Source organism: Mesorhizobium sp. dw_380 (assembly GCF_018588885.1).
Taxonomy (GTDB): domain Bacteria; phylum Pseudomonadota; class Alphaproteobacteria; order Rhizobiales; family Rhizobiaceae; genus Mesorhizobium.
Map to the genome: position 1 here is coordinate 36,448 of NZ_JAFFIW010000007.1, position 14,977 is coordinate 51,424.

The 14,977-nt window shown below is 62.9% G+C and carries 14 protein-coding genes; 11 read left to right on the plus strand and 3 right to left on the minus strand.

Translation table 11 applies throughout. The features are described from left to right. Positions 1-2: 2 nt before the first annotated feature. The 3 genes from JT360_RS09155 to JT360_RS09165 form a co-directional block, all read right to left on the minus strand. The gene (locus JT360_RS09155) at positions 3-1,382 is read right to left on the minus strand and encodes an aspartate aminotransferase family protein (protein WP_214471202.1); all 1,380 of its coding nucleotides are present in this window, start codon (positions 1,380-1,382) and stop codon (positions 3-5) included. Positions 1,383-1,412: 30 nt separating this feature from the next. Further along, on the minus strand, positions 1,413-2,906 hold the full coding sequence (locus JT360_RS09160) for an NAD-dependent succinate-semialdehyde dehydrogenase (protein WP_214471203.1): 1,494 nt from the start codon (positions 2,904-2,906) through the stop codon (positions 1,413-1,415). A 130-nt stretch (positions 2,907-3,036) separates the two neighbouring features. Next, on the minus strand, positions 3,037-3,528 hold the full coding sequence (locus tag JT360_RS09165; protein WP_214471204.1) for an Lrp/AsnC family transcriptional regulator: 492 nt from the start codon (positions 3,526-3,528) through the stop codon (positions 3,037-3,039). 83 nt (positions 3,529-3,611) lie between these two features. Between JT360_RS09165 and ehuR the strand changes: the two genes are divergently transcribed. The 11 genes from ehuR (at position 3,612) to JT360_RS09220 (ending at position 14,914) form a co-directional block, all read left to right on the plus strand. Continuing rightward, positions 3,612-4,997, plus strand: coding sequence for a MocR-like ectoine utilization transcription factor EhuR (ehuR, locus tag JT360_RS09170; RefSeq protein WP_214471205.1), 1,386 nt, complete (start codon positions 3,612-3,614; stop codon positions 4,995-4,997). A gap of 181 nt (positions 4,998-5,178) precedes the next feature. Continuing rightward, entirely contained in the window at positions 5,179-5,970 is a 792-nt protein-coding gene (gene ehuA / locus JT360_RS09175) for an ectoine/hydroxyectoine ABC transporter ATP-binding protein EhuA (protein WP_250888688.1), read from the plus strand. A 104-nt stretch (positions 5,971-6,074) separates the two neighbouring features. After that, positions 6,075-6,926, plus strand: a complete 852-nt coding sequence (ehuB, locus tag JT360_RS09180; protein ID WP_214471206.1) for an ectoine/hydroxyectoine ABC transporter substrate-binding protein EhuB — start codon at positions 6,075-6,077, stop codon at positions 6,924-6,926. Positions 6,927-7,080: 154 nt separating this feature from the next. Continuing rightward, a complete protein-coding gene (ehuC, locus tag JT360_RS09185; RefSeq protein WP_214471207.1) occupies positions 7,081-7,740 on the plus strand; it encodes an ectoine/hydroxyectoine ABC transporter permease subunit EhuC in 660 nt (219 codons plus the stop codon). A gap of 33 nt (positions 7,741-7,773) precedes the next feature. Next, positions 7,774-8,433 carry an ectoine/hydroxyectoine ABC transporter permease subunit EhuD gene (ehuD, locus tag JT360_RS09190; protein WP_214471208.1) on the plus strand — a complete coding sequence of 220 codons (660 nt, stop codon included), beginning with the start codon at positions 7,774-7,776 and terminating at the stop codon, positions 8,431-8,433. Positions 8,434-8,435: 2 nt separating this feature from the next. Next, on the plus strand, positions 8,436-9,215 hold the full coding sequence (gene eutA, locus JT360_RS09195) for an ectoine utilization protein EutA (protein WP_214471209.1): 780 nt from the start codon (positions 8,436-8,438) through the stop codon (positions 9,213-9,215). A gap of 5 nt (positions 9,216-9,220) precedes the next feature. Next, complete coding sequence (gene eutB, locus JT360_RS09200) at positions 9,221-10,213, plus strand: hydroxyectoine utilization dehydratase EutB (RefSeq protein ID WP_214471210.1); 993 nt, start codon at positions 9,221-9,223, stop codon at positions 10,211-10,213. Next, a complete protein-coding gene (gene eutC / locus JT360_RS09205; RefSeq protein WP_214471211.1) occupies positions 10,210-11,202 on the plus strand; it encodes an ectoine utilization protein EutC in 993 nt (330 codons plus the stop codon). Before eutB ends, eutC begins: the two co-directional genes overlap by 4 nt. A 136-nt stretch (positions 11,203-11,338) precedes the next feature. Beyond that, complete coding sequence (doeA, locus tag JT360_RS09210) at positions 11,339-12,517, plus strand: ectoine hydrolase DoeA (protein ID WP_214471212.1); 1,179 nt, start codon at positions 11,339-11,341, stop codon at positions 12,515-12,517. A gap of 5 nt (positions 12,518-12,522) precedes the next feature. Further along, on the plus strand, positions 12,523-13,524 hold the full coding sequence (doeB, locus tag JT360_RS09215; protein WP_214471213.1) for a N(2)-acetyl-L-2,4-diaminobutanoate deacetylase DoeB: 1,002 nt from the start codon (positions 12,523-12,525) through the stop codon (positions 13,522-13,524). A 271-nt stretch (positions 13,525-13,795) separates the two neighbouring features. Beyond that, positions 13,796-14,914 carry an acyltransferase family protein gene (locus tag JT360_RS09220; protein WP_214471214.1) on the plus strand — a complete coding sequence of 373 codons (1,119 nt, stop codon included), beginning with the start codon at positions 13,796-13,798 and terminating at the stop codon, positions 14,912-14,914. Positions 14,915-14,977: the final 63 nt, after the last annotated feature.

The window sequence follows — 14,977 nt, forward strand, 5'->3', positions numbered from 1 at the left end:
TCTCAAAGATTTGCAAACACGCTCTTCACCGCATCGGCGGTCTTCGAAACGACGATGTCGGCTTCTTCACGCGTCAGGCAGAGCGGTGGTGCGAAGCCGAGAATGTCGCCCTGCGGCATGGCGCGGCCGATGACGCCGCTTGCGGCAAGTGCCGTTGCCACTTGCGGACCGATCTTCTGCGAAGCGTCAAAGAACACCCGGTCGTCCTTGTCGGCGACGAATTCGACCGCCGCCAGCATGCCGTCGCCGCGCACGTCGCCGACATTCTTGTGACCGCCGACGGCCTTGGCCATTTCGGCACGGAAATAGGCGCCGGACTCGCGGGCATTTGTCACAAGGTCCATCTCGTCGATCAGTTCGAGATTGGCGACGCCCGCGGCCACGCAGATCGGATGCGCCGAATAGGTCCAGCCATGGCCGAGCGAGCCGAGCTTGTCGGAACCCTGCACCAGCACCTGCCACATCTTATCTGCGACGATGACGCCTGACAGCGGTGCATAGGCCGAGGTCAGGCCCTTGGCGATGGTGATCAGGTCCGGCTCGATGCCGTAATGATCGGAGCCGAACATGGTGCCCAGCCGGCCGAAGCCCGTCACCACCTCGTCGGCGACCAGAAGCACGTCATACTTTTTCAGCACCGCCTGTATCTTTTCCCAGTAACCTGCGGGCGGCGGCACGATCCCACCGGTGCCGAGGATCGGCTCGCCGATGAAGGCGGCGACGGTTTCGGGGCCTTCGGCCAGGATCATCTCCTCGAGCTTGTCGGCGCAGTGCTGCGAAAACTGCTCCTCGCTCATCGAGCGGTTGGCACGGCGGAAATAATAGGGCGCTTCTGTGTGCAGGATCGGCGCGCGGGGAAGATCGAAGGCGTTGTGGAAAAGGTCGAGCCCGGTCAGCGAACCGGTCATCACGCCCGAACCATGGTAGCCGCGCCAGCGCGAGATGATCTTCTTCTTCTCTGGCCGTCCCAGCACATTGTTGTAGTACCAGATCAGCTTGATGTTGGTTTCGTTGGCATCCGAACCGGACAGGCCGAAATAGACCCTCGACATGCCCTTCGGCGCGCGGTCGATGATCATCTTGGCGAGCGTGATCGAGGCCTCGGTGCCGTGGCCGACATAGGCGTGGTAATAGGCGAGGTTCCTGGCCTGGGCGGCGATGGCATCTGATATCTTCTGCCTGCCATAGCCGACATTGACGCAATAAAGGCCGGCGAAGGCATCGATGCTCTTCCTGCCATTGTTGTCCCAGACGGTGACGCCTTCACCGCCGGCCATGATCCTTGTCGGCGATTCACCCCGCGCGTGCGTGCCCATATGCGTCGAGGGATGGAAGAAGTGGTCGCGATCCCAGGCGGCGAGTTCGTTGGACTGGTCGAGCATTTTTTGACTCCTTGAAAATTCCGGGATGGACTACGCAACATCCAGGCAAAGGTACTTGAGATCGGTAAAGGCTTCGAGGCCGTGGCGCGAGCCTTCGCGGCCGATACCCGATTGCTTGACGCCGCCGAATGGGATCGGCGCGCCGGTGATCTTGACGCGATTGATCGCGATCATACCGTAGTCGAGCGCACGGCCCATGCGCTGCTGACGGGCGCCGTTTTCGGTCACGACGTAGGCGACGAGGCCGTACTCGGTTGCATTGGCGCGGGCGACGACTTCCGCCTCGTCGTCGAACGGCGTCACGGCAGCGACGGGGCCAAAAGTCTCCTCGCGCATGATCAGCGCATCGTCCTGCACGTCGACAAGCAGCGTCGGCTGGTAGAACAGCGGCCCGGCCGTATGGCGCTTGCCGCCGGCGAGGCAGCGTGCGCTGTGGGCAAGCGCGTCGGCGACCTGCTCCTCGACCTTCTTGACGGCGCGTTCATGCATCAGCGGTCCGATTTCGGTTTCCCCGGCGAGGCCATTGCCGGTCCGCAACGCCTCGATGCGTTGGGCAAAAGCGGCGCAGAAGCGATCGTAGACCGGTCGCTGGACATAGATGCTGTTGGCGGCGAGGCAGTCCTGGCCCGATGTAGCGAATTTGGCATCGATGGCGATGCTCACTGCCTTGTCCAGATCGGCGTCGTCAAAGACGATCAGCGGCGCATGGCCGCCGAGCTCCATCACCAGCCGCTTCATCGTCGCCGCGCTCTGGGCGGCAATGAGCCTGCCGATCTCGGTCGAGCCGGTGAAGCTCATGGCGCGGACGCGCGGGTCCTCGCACATGCGGCCGACGATCGTCGCGGCCTTGCCGGTGACAATGTTGAAGGCACCGGCGGGCAGGCCGGCGCGCTCGCCGAGTTCGGCCAGCGCCAGCGCCGACAGTGGCGTTTCCGAGGACGGATGCGCGACGATGGTGCAGCCGGCGGCAAGTGCGGCGGCTGCCTTGCGGGTCAGCATGGCAGACGGGAAATTCCACGGTGTGACGACACCGACAACGCCGAGCGGCTCACGCCGCACCATCATTTCCGCGTTCGGCAGATGGCTGGTGACGCTCTCGGCGTTGAGGCGTTTGGCTTCCTCCGCATACCATTCGACGAAGGAGGCGGCATAATCGATCTCGCCCAGCGACTCCTGCAAGGGCTTGCCCTGTTCCAGCGTCATTAGCAGAGCGAGATCGGCTTTCGCGGCAATGATCAGTTCAAACCATTTTCGCAGGATTCCGGACCGCTCTTGCGGCAGCAGTGCCCGCCAGGCCGGAAAAGCGCGCGCGGCGGCATCGATCGCTTTTGTGGTTTGCCGCGCATCCAGAGCAGCAACGAAGGCAACCGTGGTGCCGGTCGCCGGATCGGTGACCTCAAAGCTTTCGGCAGCCTCGCTTGCCGTCCAGTGCCCGTCGACATAGGCGAGTTCGCGCAGCAGCCGGCGGTCGGCGAGGCGGTCGAGCGCTTCATGGCGATGCGAGCGGGCGAAATGCGCGGACATGGTCGAGGCCTCCCGGTTCGGACTAATGCAGGGAGATTATCCATCGCGAGCAGACAGAGAGACTATTTGGGCGTTCACTGATGGAGAGAGTCTCTCTATCGCGCCGGGTGCGCAGAGGATCTCTCCGGCTCTATTGCGAGGTCGGCAGAAGATCGGCTATGGGCAGGGCAAGCTCGTCCTTCACCGTCTTGATGACTATGTAGGTGAAGTAGCGGTCGATGCCGATCTCGCGATCGAGCAGCGCGTCGACCAGCCGCTGATAGGCGTCGATGTCGCGCGCCATCACTTTCAGCACATAATCGACGCCGCCGCCCACCGACCAGCAGGCGACGATCTCGGGAATGTCGCGGATGACGCGTTCGAAGCGGTCGAAATCGGCCTGGCGATGGCTGGCCAGTGTCACCTCCATCAGCACGGTGGCGACCGGCGCCACGACGCGCATGGCGATCCGGGCGTGATAGCCCGAGACGATGCCGGCCTTCTCCAGCTTGCGCAGCCGCATCCAGCAAGGGGTCGGCGACAGGCCGACCTGCTCGGCCAGCGCCAGCTTGGTGATGCGGCCGTCGCGCTGGATGGCGTCGAGGATTTTCAGATCGATCGCGTCGAGTTTCGCAGCAGTCATTGGCGTCCACTTTTTCGTCCGCCGCACCATGACGGCGCATTATTTCGATTGTCAATTGCACTGATTTCGATCTCTAATAAGTCATGACATTGTGGCAACCCGATCCCGCGCTCATCCGCCGGCCAGCCTATCAGTCGCTTGCCGACCAGTTCGCGCGCGCCATCCATGACGGGCGCCTGGCCAATGGCGCCCGGCTGCCGACGCATCGCCGGCTGGCCGATGATCTGAAACTGTCGGTGCAGACGGTCAGCCGCGCCTATGAGGAATTGATCCGGCGTGGCCTGATCTCGGGCGAGATCGGCCGCGGCAGTTTCGTCCAGACGCACCGCCGCGAGCCGGAACCGCCCTATCTGCCGGAGCGTCTCGGCGAAGTCATCGACCTCTCCATCCTGAAGCCGGTCTGCGAGCCGATGCATCTGGAGCGGCTGAAGCAGGCGCTGGGCTGGCTGGCCGAAAACCTGCCGTCGAGCTCGGCGCTGTCGTTCCGGCCTAACATGGTGTTTCCACGCCATCGCGCGGTGGCGGTGGAGTGGCTGAAACTGTGCGGCCTCGATGCCTCGCCGCAGAACATCAACCTGACCAATGGCGCCACCGCCGGTATGACCGTGGCGCTGATGAGCGTGGCGCCGCCCGGTTCGACCGTCGCCACGGAGGCGATCGGCCATCATACGCTGGTGCCGCTGGCCCGTTATCTCGGCTTCAACCTCGAGGGGCTGCCGATCGACGACAATGGCCTGATCCCCGAAGCGCTTGACGAGGCCTGCCGGCTCTCCGACATCCGCGCCGTCTTCGTGCAGCCTTCGGTGATCAATCCCACGGCAACGCTGATGGACGCGAGGCGGCGCGAAGAGATCGCGGCGGTTGCGCGCAAGCACGACATCGCCATCATCGAGAACGATGTGCTGGGTCCCCTGGTCGAGGACCGGCCGCCGCCGGTCGCCGCCTTTGCGCCGGAGCGCACGCTCTATGTCACCTCGTTCACCAAGATCGTGGTGCCCGGCCTGCGCATCGGCTATCTCGTGGCACCCGATCGCTATGTCGCCGCCGTCGCCAACCGGCATCTGGTCTCGAACTGGATGGCGACGCCGATGGTCGCCGAGATCGCCACCAAATGGGTGGCCGACGGCACGGCGATGGATCTTGTCCGCTGGCAGCGCGTGGCTTTGCGCCGGCGCCTGGACATCGCCGCCGAAGCGCTCGCCGGAACCGACTATCGCGCCCGGCGCGACGGGCTGCACGTCTGGCTGCAATTGCCCGCGGACCGTGCCGAGGAGAGCTTTGTCGCCCAGGCCCGTCTGCAAGGCGTGGCGATCGCGCCCGGCACTTCCTTCCGCATCTCGGAAGCGCCATGGCATCCCTCTGTGCGTATTTCGCTGGGCTCGACCACCGAGGGGGAACTGCGCGCCGGCCTCGGCGTTGTGACCAAGCTGCTGCTTGGCGATCCCGAGCATCTGCTGCTTGCTATCTGAGTATGCCGCCCAAAAGTGCGAAGCGGTTTTGGGAGAACGGCACGCAAAAAGGGCCAGCCGGCATTGCCCGGAAATTGTGCAAAATCAGAAACATTGTCATGGTTTTATTTTCCCAATTGACATGATTTGGCGCGTTCCGCATCGTTAAGGGAACAGGCTTCTCCAGCCCGGGGAAAATTCATTGTCGGCATCCGCGCCCATCATCAAGATCGACGGCATCTCGAAAAGCTTCGGCAGTTTCAAGGTGCTGGACGGACTGTCGATGCAGGTCATGCCCCGCGAGAAGCTGGCGCTGATCGGCCCTTCCGGCTCGGGCAAGACGACGATCCTGCGCATCCTGATGACGCTGGAGCGCATCGACGGTGGCCACATCCAGATCGAGGGCGAGCAGCTCTACCACATGGAGCGCAATGGCCAGTTGCTGCCGGCCGATGAGCGGCATCTCGCCCGGATGCGCCAGAAGATCGGCATGGTCTTCCAGCTGTTCAACCTGTTTCCGCACAAATGCGTCATCGACAATGTGACGCTGGCGCCGGTGCTGACCAAGGGCATGCCGCGCGCTGCCGCCGAGAAGCGGGCGATGGAACTGCTCGACATGGTCGGCATGGCCGACAAGGCAAAGGCGATGCCGGCACAGCTTTCCGGCGGCCAGAAACAGCGCGTGGCGATCGCCAGGGCGCTCGCTTTGCAGCCCAAGATCATGCTGTTCGACGAAGTGACGTCGGCGCTCGATCCGGAACTGGTCGAGGAGGTGCTCAACGTCTTGTGGCGGCTCTGCGCCGAGACCGACATGACCATGCTTCTGGTCACCCATGAAATGGGTTTCGCGCATGATTTCGCCGACCGGGTGCTGTTCTTCGATCGCGGCAGAATAGTCGAGGAGGGCAAGCCCGACGAGATTTTCCGCAATCCCAAGCAGGAGCGCACGCAAGGCTTCCTGAAGAAGATCATCGCGGCCGGACATCGCGTCTGACCGCCATGCCAGAGGAGGCAACGCCGCCCTCGAGGGAGGCGAAGCCGCCCCGTAACAAAACCAAGAACGACCACCATCAAGACAAGAAACAGGAGTTGGGAACAATGAAGAAACTTGGCATTCTGGCCGGCGTCGCTGGTCTTGCGCTGACGGCCGTGCTGGTCGCTTCGACCGCGGGTTCGGCCGACGACAGCAAGCTCGAGCAACTCAAGTCGCAAGGCTTCGCTCGTGTTGCCATCGCCAACGAGCCGCCCTATACGGCCGTCGCCGCCGACGGCAAGGTCTCGGGTGCGGCGCCCGATGTGGCGCGCGAAATCTTCAAGCGTCTCGGCGTTGGCGACATCGTCGCCTCGATCTCCGAATATGGCGCCATGATCCCCGGTCTGCAGGCCGGCCGCTTCGATGTCGTCACCGCCGGCCTGTTCATGAAGCCGGAGCGCTGCGCGGCGGTCGCCTATTCCGAACCGGTGCTGTGCGATGCCGAGGCGATGCTGGTGAAGAAGGGCAATCCGAAGGGCTTCAAGAGCTTCGAGGATGTCGCCAAGGATACGAGCGCTACGATCGGTGCGCCCGGCGGCGGCACCGAGGAGAAGCTGGCGCTCAACGCCGGTGTGCCGCGCGAACGCGTCATTGTCGTGCCGGATGGCCAGAGCGGCCTGAAGATGGTGCAGGACGGCCGCATCGACGCCTATTCGCTGCCTGTCCTGTCGATCAACGATCTGATGAAAAAAGCCAACGATCCGACCCTTGAGGTCATCGCGCCGGTGCAGGGCGCGCCGGTCTATTGCGACGGCGCCGCCTTCAAGAAGGGCGACGAGGCACTGCGCGACGCCTACGACGTGGAACTCGCCAAGATGAAGAAGTCGGGCGAGTTCGCCAAGATCATCGAGCCCTACGGCTTCTCCGCCAAGGCGGCGATGTCGACGACGCGCGACAAGCTCTGCGCGGCGAAGTAAGCGCTTTCTTCCCTTCTCCCCGTTCACGGGGAGAAGGTGTCACGAAGTGACGGATGAGGGGCAGCGCGAGGTCTGCCAGACTGGCTCCGCCCCTCATCTGTCCCCGTGAACGGGGAGAAGGACGCTAAAACCAAACGTTGGAAACTTCTGATAGATGACTCAGTGGTCCGGCTATTTCGGCCTGATATTGCAGGGAACACTTGTCACCATCGAGCTGACGCTGATGGGGTCGGTGCTTGCCCTGATCATGGCCTTTCTGGCCGGCATGGGGCGGCTGTCGCGCTTCTTTGCGCTGCGCGCGCTCGCCACCGCCTATATCGAATTCTTCCGCGGCACATCGATCTTCGTGCAGCTGTTCTTTGCATATTTCGTGTTGCCGCTGGTGGGCCTCGAATTGACCCCGCTGCAAGCCGGCGTGCTGGCGCTGGGCTTGAATGTCGGCGCCTATGCCGCTGAGGTGGTGCGCGGCGCCGTGCAATCGATCGGCCGCGAACAGTACGAGGCGTGCACAGCGCTCAACCTCGGCCGCTGGCAAGGCATGCGCCACGTCATCCTGCCGCAGGCGTTCCTGGTGATGCTGCCGACTTTCGGCAACAACGCCATCGAACTGCTCAAGGCCACATCGGTGGTCTCGTTGATCTCGCTCGCGGATCTCACTTTCCAGGCGCAGGTGGTGCGCGCCCAGACCGGCAATACTATGGTGCCGTTCACCACCATCCTCGTCATCTATTTCATCTTGGCGCTCTTCATCTCATGGGGCGTGCGCTCGCTGGAGCGCCGCATGGCGCGCGGGCTCGACGGGGTGCGCGTCTGATGGCCGAGGCTCGCTGATGGATTGGGCCCGCTGATGGATTGGGATTGGGATTTTGTCCGGCAGATCCTGCCGACACTGATCCAGGGGGTGAAGATCACCATCCTGGCAACGCTGCTCGGCTCGGTGCTGGCGGCGATCGTCGGTCTGGGCATCGCACTGGCGCGCCGCTCGCCCAACAAGGCACTGTCGCGCACCGTCGGCTGGGCGGCCGAGTTCATCCGCGGTACACCGCTTCTGGTGCAGCTCTACTTCATCTTCTACGTATTGCCCGATGTCGGCATTCTTCTGCCGCCGCTGGTCGCCGGTGTCATCGGGCTCGGGCTGCACTACGGCACTTACACGGCGGAAGTCTACCGCGCCGGCATCGACAATGTGCCGCGCGGCCAGTGGGAGGCCGCCAAGGCGTGCAATCTCAACGCCAGGCAAACCTGGTCCCACATCATCATCCCGCAGGCCATCCCACCGATGATCCCGGCACTGGCCAATTATTTCATCGCCATGTTGAAAGAAACGCCCCTCCTGTCGGCTATCACCGTGCTGGAGCTGATGAACCAGGCGAAAAGCGTCGCCAACACCTATTATCGCTACCTGGAGCCGATCACTTTGGTCGGTGCCTTCTTCCTTGTCATCAGTCTGTGTTCGGTGGCGCTGTTGCGCTGGCTGGAACGCCGCTACGGCAAGATCGAGAGATAACGATGAAACCTTTGCCCGAGATCAAGGTCTATCCGAAACGGCCATTGCTTGATGATCGCCCGCTGGAGCGGCGCGTCGGTTTGATCATCCTGGCCACGGACCACACGACCGAACCGGATTTTCGCCGCATGGTGGCGAGCGAGCGCATCGGCGTCTATGTCGCGCGCATCCCCTACGCCAACCCGACGACACCTGAAAACCTGCGCAAGATGCAGCCGGCGCTGACGGCGGGTGCGGCCCTGATCCTGCCCGACGAGCCGCTCGATGCGATCTGCTATTCCTGCACCTCGGCCTCGGTGGTGATCGGCGATGCCGAGATCGATGCGGCGATCCAGGCCGCCAAGCCCGGTGTTTCAGTCGTCACGCCGCCGATGGCTGCCGTGCGCGGGCTGAACGCATTCGGCGTGCGCAGGATAAGCATTCTTACGCCTTACACCGTCGAAACCTCTAAGCCGATGGCGGCCTATTTCGCGGCACAAGGGTTCGAGATCGCCAGCTTCACTTGCCTTGGCTTCGAGGACGACCGTGAGATGGCGCGTATCGCGCCGGCAGCGCTTGTCGATCTCGCGCGCCAGGCGACGCACGCACAGGCCGACGCGCTGTTCGTCTCCTGCACGGCTCTGCGGGCAGCACTCGCGGTCACCGGCATGGAACAGGCGATCGGGCGCCCGGTGGTCACCAGCAACCAGGCGACCGCGTGGAACTGCCTGCGCCTTTGCGGTGATGAGAAATCCCATTCCGAATTCGGCCGTCTGATGACGATGCCTTTGCCGCGCGACTGACGACCATGACGACAGTGATCCTTCAGGACATCCGTGCCGCTCGTGAGCGTATCGCCAACAAGATCGAGCGAACGGCGACCGTGCTTTCGCCGAGTCTCTCCGAACGATTGGACGTGCCGGTTCATCTCAAGCTCGAACATCGCCAGACCACCGGCAGCTTCAAGCTGCGCGGCGCCTCGAACGCCATCGCTTCGCTGAGCGCAGCCGAGAAGGCGCGTGGTGTCGTCGCGGCCTCGACCGGCAACCATGGCAGGGCGCTGGCGCATGCGGCTAAACTCGAAGGCATGCGCGCGGTAATCTGCATGTCGCGTCTGGTGCCCAAGAACAAGCTCGACGAGATCCGCCGGCTTGGCGCGGAGATCCGCATCGTCGGCAACAGCCAGGACGACGCCCAGCAGGAGGTCGAACGGCTGGTTGCGCAGGAAGGGCTGGTCATGTTGCCGCCTTTCGATCATCCCGCGATCATCGCCGGGCAAGGAACGCTTGGGCTGGAGATGATCGAGCAGGTCCCGGATGCCGCTCTCGTCCTGGTGCAGCTCTCCGGGGGCGGATTGGCCTCCGGCGTTGCTGCAGCGGTCAAGGGCGTCAGCCCCGGCACAAAAGTGATCGGTGTCTCGATGGCGCGTGGCGCGGCAATGAAGGCGAGCCTCGATGCCGGCCGCCCCGTGCTCGTGGAAGAATTGCCGACGCTGGCGGATTCGCTTGGCGGCGGCATCGGCCTCGACAACCGGCTGACCTTTTCGATGTGCCGCGACCTGCTCGACGACGTCATCCTGCTCACCGAAGACGAAATCGCCGCCGGCATCCGCCATGCCTATGCGCAGGAACGCGAGGTCGTCGAGGGCGCCGGCGCGGTCTGCATTGCCGCGTTGATCGCCGGCAAGGTCAAGGCGAACGGACCGATGGTTGTTCTTCTCTCCGGTCGCAACATCGATATGAACGCGCACCGCAAGATCATATGCACGGACGCGTCATCATTAACGGAGCACGCCGCATGAGCCGGATGACGATCCTCACCGAAAGAGAACTTCGGGCGATGGTGACGCTCGATCTCGACGCCGTCGCCTGCGTCGAAAATGCTTTTCGCGCGCTTGCCACTTTGCCGGTGGTGATGCCGCCGATCCTGCGGCTCGATATCCCCGAGCATCGCGGCGAGGTTGACGTCAAGACCGCCTATGTGCCTGGGATCGATGGCTTTGCCATCAAGATCAGCCCCGGCTTCTTCGACAATCCCAAGCTCGGCCTGCCCAGCGTCAACGGCATGATGGTGCTGCTGTCGGCAAAGACAGGTCTGGTCGAGGCGCTGCTGCTCGACAATGGCTATCTCACCGATGTCCGCACGGCCGCGGCAGGCGCGGTCGCGGCCAAGCATCTGTCGCGGCCCGATTCGTCTGTTGCCGCGATCTTCGGCGCCGGCGTGCAAGCCGGGCTGCAACTCGAAGCGCTTTGCCTCGTGCGGCCGATCGCCGAGGCGCGCATCTGGGCGCGCGATGCCGCCAGAGCTGCGGCGACCGCAAGCGTCTTGAGTGACAAACTCGGCATTGTCGTGCGGGCCGAACCCGACGCGGCTGAGGCGTCGGCCGGCGCCGATATCATCGTCACCACCACGCCCTCCACCGAGCCGCTGATCAAGGCCGGCTTCATATCCGCCGGCCAGCACATCACCGCCATGGGCTCGGACGCCGAGCACAAGAACGAGATCGCGCCGGCAATCCTGCGCATGGCCGATCTCTATGTCGCCGACAGCGCGCGCCAGACACGACGGCTCGGCGAACTCCACCATGCGATCGCGGCCGGGGTGATGGCAGCCGATGCTGAAGTCGTGGAACTCGGCCAGATCATCGCTGGTGCGAAACATGGTCGGCGCTCGGCAAGTGACATCACCATCGCCGACCTGACCGGCACCGGCGTGCAGGATACGGCGATCGCGACGCTCGCCCGCGACCGGGCACGGGCGGCCAATGCCGGAACCATCTTTGAAAGCTGATGCTGGCCGCAGGAGCATGATCCGGAAAAGTGGAAGCCGGTTTTCCGAGAAGATCATGCTCAAGCAAAAATTATCTGGAGCCGGATTCAACCAGGTTGAAAGAGGCTCCAGGCCCAACAAACGAGGACCAAGAACAATGCTGCCTAATTTGAAATTTTCGCGGGCCGAATTTGCGGATCGCCTTGCCAAAACGCGCAAAGCCATGGAGGCGAAGGGCGTCGATCTCTTGATCGTCAGCGACCCATCAAACATGGCCTGGCTGACCGGCTATGATGGCTGGTCGTTCTACGTGCACCAGGCGGTCATCGTGCCGCCGTCGGGCGAGCCCGTGTGGTATGGCCGCGGTCAGGATGCCAACGGCGCCAAGCGCACCGCCTATCTCGCGCATGACAATATCGTCGGCTATGCCGACCATTATGTGCAGTCGACCGAGCGCCACCCGATGGATTTCCTGTCGAGCGTGTTGGCCGATCGCGGCTGGGGCAGGCTGACCATCGGCGTCGAGATGGACAATTACTGGTTCTCGGCCGCCGCCTTCGCCTCTTTGCAGAAGCATCTGCCCAACGCCCGCTTCGTCGACGCCACCGCGCTCGTCAACTGGCAGCGCGCTGTGAAGAGCCCGACCGAAATCGACTATATGCGCAAGGCCGCCCGCATCGTCGAGGCCATGCACCAGCGCATCGTCGACAGAATAGAAGTCGGCATGCGCAAATGCGATCTCGTCGCCGAGATCTATGATGCCGGCACGCGCGGCGTCGATGGCATCGGCGGCGACTACCCGGCGATCGTGCCGCTGCTGCCGTCGGGTGCCGATGCCTCGGCGCCGCATCTGACCTGGGACGACCGGCCGATGAGGTCGGGCGAGGGCACCTTCTTCGAGATCGCCGGCTGCTACAACCGCTATCACTGCCCGCTGTCGCGCACCGTCTTTCTCGGCAAGCCGACGCAGGAATTCCTCGATGCCGAGAAGGCGACGCTGGAAGGCATGGAGGCGGGCCTCGCAGCCGCCAAGCCCGGCAACGCCTGTGAGGACATCGCCAACGCCTTCTTCGCCGTTCTGAAGAAATACGGTATCGTCAAGGACAACCGCACCGGTTATTCGATCGGTCTTTCCTATCCGCCGGACTGGGGCGAACGCACGATGAGCCTGCGTCCCGGCGACCGCACCGAACTCAAACCCGGCATGACCTTCCATTTCATGACCGGCCTGTGGCTGGAGACTATGGGGCTGGAGATCACCGAATCCATCCTGATCACCGAAACCGGGGTAGAGTGCCTGGCCAATGTACCGCGCAAACTGGTGGTGAAGAATTGAAACCGATGTCCGTTCTACGCCCATCGCCAATCGCGCCGACCGTCGATTTCGACCGCGACGGCATCCAGCATGGTTTCCTGCGCTTGCCCTACAGCCGCGACGACTCGGCCTGGGGCTCGGTGATGATCCCGATCTGCGTCATCCGCAACGGCAAGGGGCCGGCGGCTCTGCTGACCGGCGGCAACCATGGCGACGAATATGAGGGCCCGCTGGCGCTCTACGATCTCGCCCGCACGCTCGACCCCAGGCACGTCAGCGGCACCGTCGTCATCGTGCCGGCGATGAACTATCCGGCCTTCCGCGCCGGCACGCGGACATCGCCGATCGACAAGGGCAACATGAACCGCAGCTTTCCCGGCCGGCCGGACGGCACGGTGACGGAAAAGATCGCCGACTATTTCCAGCGCGAATTGCTGCCCCGCGCCGATATCGTCTTCGACTTCCACTCCGGCGGCAGGACGCTGGATTTCGTGCCGTTTTGCGCCGCGCACACCGTGCCCGACAAGGCGCTGGAGCAGAAAGCTTTCGACGCGGTCGCGGCATTCTCGGCCCCCTTCTCGATGCGCATGATCGAGATCGACGCCGTCGGCATGTACGACACGGCGGCCGAGGAGATGGGCAAGGTGTTTGTCAGCACCGAGCTTGGCGGCGGCGGCACGTCGCGCGCGCAGACCGTGCGGATCGCGCGGCGCGGCATCCTCAATGTGCTGCGCCACGCCGGCATTGTTGAGGGTGCGGTCGAGACGACTCCGACGCAATGGCTCGACATGCCGTCCGGCGATTGCTTCTCCTTCGCCGAGGACGACGGCATGATCGAAACCATGGTCGATCTCGGCGAGTCCGTCGAAAAAGGCGCGGTGGTGGCCCGTATCCATTCGGTTGGCCGCACCGGCGTTGCCCCCCAGGAGATCCGGGCAAAAATGTCGGGCATGCTGGCGGCACGGCATTTTCCCGGGCTGGTCAAGGCAGGCGACTGTGCGGCGGTGGTCGCCGTGCGGGTTGATTGAAGAACGCGATTTTTGCTCGAACACGATAGAGACATCGACGGCCCGCATATTGCGCAGCAGCCTGAAGCCGCGATCGGGGCGTCGTGGCTTTTTGCCCGACAGTTCCGATCGGAGGCTATCGGCAACCGAGTTGTGTTGGTGATAAATTTCCCGACAGGTAGAAGTCTAAATTAACGAGAGGAGGGCAAAGTAGGAATTGTAGGCGAGGTATCCTCGCTTACAGACGCAGTGCGGCAGCGATAGTCCAAGGCACGGACGCTTGGTCTAAATCATGAAGTCTTCGACTGGCGAACATTATCCGGCGCTTGACCATATTCGTGGCCTTGCGGCTTTTCTGGTCTTCACCTGGCACTTCCTTCATCAGTCTCCCGACGGCCCGGTGCCTTACGGCTTCGTGCCGGCTTTGCCCGTCCTCAGCTTTCTGGACGAAGGACACACCGGCGTTTCACTGTTCATGGCGCTCTCGGGCTATCTGTTTGCCAAGCTGCTTGACGGAAAACGGGTCAACTATTTGGCCTTCTTTGCCAACCGGGCGCTTAGGCTGCTTCCGCTTCTGCTAGCCGTGATTGTCGTAGAAGCGTGCCGCAGGCAGGTCGCCGGCCAGCCGCTGGACGAGTATTTTGCCGATGTCGGCAAGGGGCTGATCTTTCCCACCCTTCCGAACGGCGGCTGGTCCATAACCGTCGAAGCTCATTTCTATATTCTGCTCCCATTCCTGCTGATGGCGTCCAGGCGATTTCCGTTCTCGCCCCTCCTGTTCATCGCGGCAGCCGTTTTGCTGAGGTCGGCGCTCTATGCCCAAATCGGCGAGGTGCAGTTGGCGGCGTCCTCGTCCATCATCGGGCATGCGGATCAGTTCCTGGCTGGCATTCTTGCTTTTCATCTCCGTGCCTATGCGAAGGATCGGCATTGGCTGGCACTGGCCGTTCTCATCGCATTTTCGGGATTCTTCTGGTGGTTTGATGCCGCTGGCGGATTCTACCAGCTTGAGGGTTATCCATCGCCCCATTGGATTTGGATCATTCTGCCGACCTTGGAGGCGGCGGCCTATTCATTCTGCATCGCATACTACGACACGAGCTTTTCAAGACAGCGAACAAGCCTGCCGTTCAAGATCCTGGAGAAGGCGGGGGCTTACAGCTATTCGATCTACCTTCTGCACCTGTTCTTCGTCATGCAGCTGGCGGCGTTCATAGATACGAACATCATGGACATAAGCAATTTCTACGTTGCTTGCTTCTGGTCCTGCCTGTGCTTCATGGCGACGATCCCGATCGGTTATCTCAGCTACTCCTGTGTCGAAGCGCCCTTCCTTCACATGCGTATGAGATATGCGGAGTTGACAACCGCCGATCCGATCTCGGTTGGGCGGCCAGCCGCCGCAGCTTAAGGCGCCCGTGCTCGGCGCCACACTGCAAAGGGGATATCAATCGGCCGGCCATCTCGTACACGC

Bases quoted from the DNA above. Each gene is read 5' to 3' on its own strand.
- JT360_RS09165 (WP_214471204.1), bottom strand. From the start codon at position 3,528: ATGACTGCTGCGAAACTCGACGCGATCGATCTGAAAATCCTCGACGCC.
- JT360_RS09220 (WP_214471214.1), top strand. From the start codon at position 13,796: ATGAAGTCTTCGACTGGCGAACATTATCCGGCGCTTGACCATATTCGT.
- doeB (WP_214471213.1), top strand. From the start codon at position 12,523: ATGTCCGTTCTACGCCCATCGCCAATCGCGCCGACCGTCGATTTCGAC.
- JT360_RS09160 (WP_214471203.1), bottom strand. From the start codon at position 2,906: ATGTCCGCGCATTTCGCCCGCTCGCATCGCCATGAAGCGCTCGACCGC.
- JT360_RS09155 (WP_214471202.1), bottom strand. From the start codon at position 1,382: ATGCTCGACCAGTCCAACGAACTCGCCGCCTGGGATCGCGACCACTTC.
- eutA (WP_214471209.1), top strand. From the start codon at position 8,436: ATGAAACCTTTGCCCGAGATCAAGGTCTATCCGAAACGGCCATTGCTT.
- ehuB (WP_214471206.1), top strand. From the start codon at position 6,075: ATGAAGAAACTTGGCATTCTGGCCGGCGTCGCTGGTCTTGCGCTGACG.
- ehuD (WP_214471208.1), top strand. From the start codon at position 7,774: ATGGATTGGGATTGGGATTTTGTCCGGCAGATCCTGCCGACACTGATC.
- eutB (WP_214471210.1), top strand. From the start codon at position 9,221: ATGACGACAGTGATCCTTCAGGACATCCGTGCCGCTCGTGAGCGTATC.
- eutC (WP_214471211.1), top strand. From the start codon at position 10,210: ATGAGCCGGATGACGATCCTCACCGAAAGAGAACTTCGGGCGATGGTG.
- ehuC (WP_214471207.1), top strand. From the start codon at position 7,081: ATGACTCAGTGGTCCGGCTATTTCGGCCTGATATTGCAGGGAACACTT.
- doeA (WP_214471212.1), top strand. From the start codon at position 11,339: ATGCTGCCTAATTTGAAATTTTCGCGGGCCGAATTTGCGGATCGCCTT.
- ehuR (WP_214471205.1), top strand. From the start codon at position 3,612: ATGACATTGTGGCAACCCGATCCCGCGCTCATCCGCCGGCCAGCCTAT.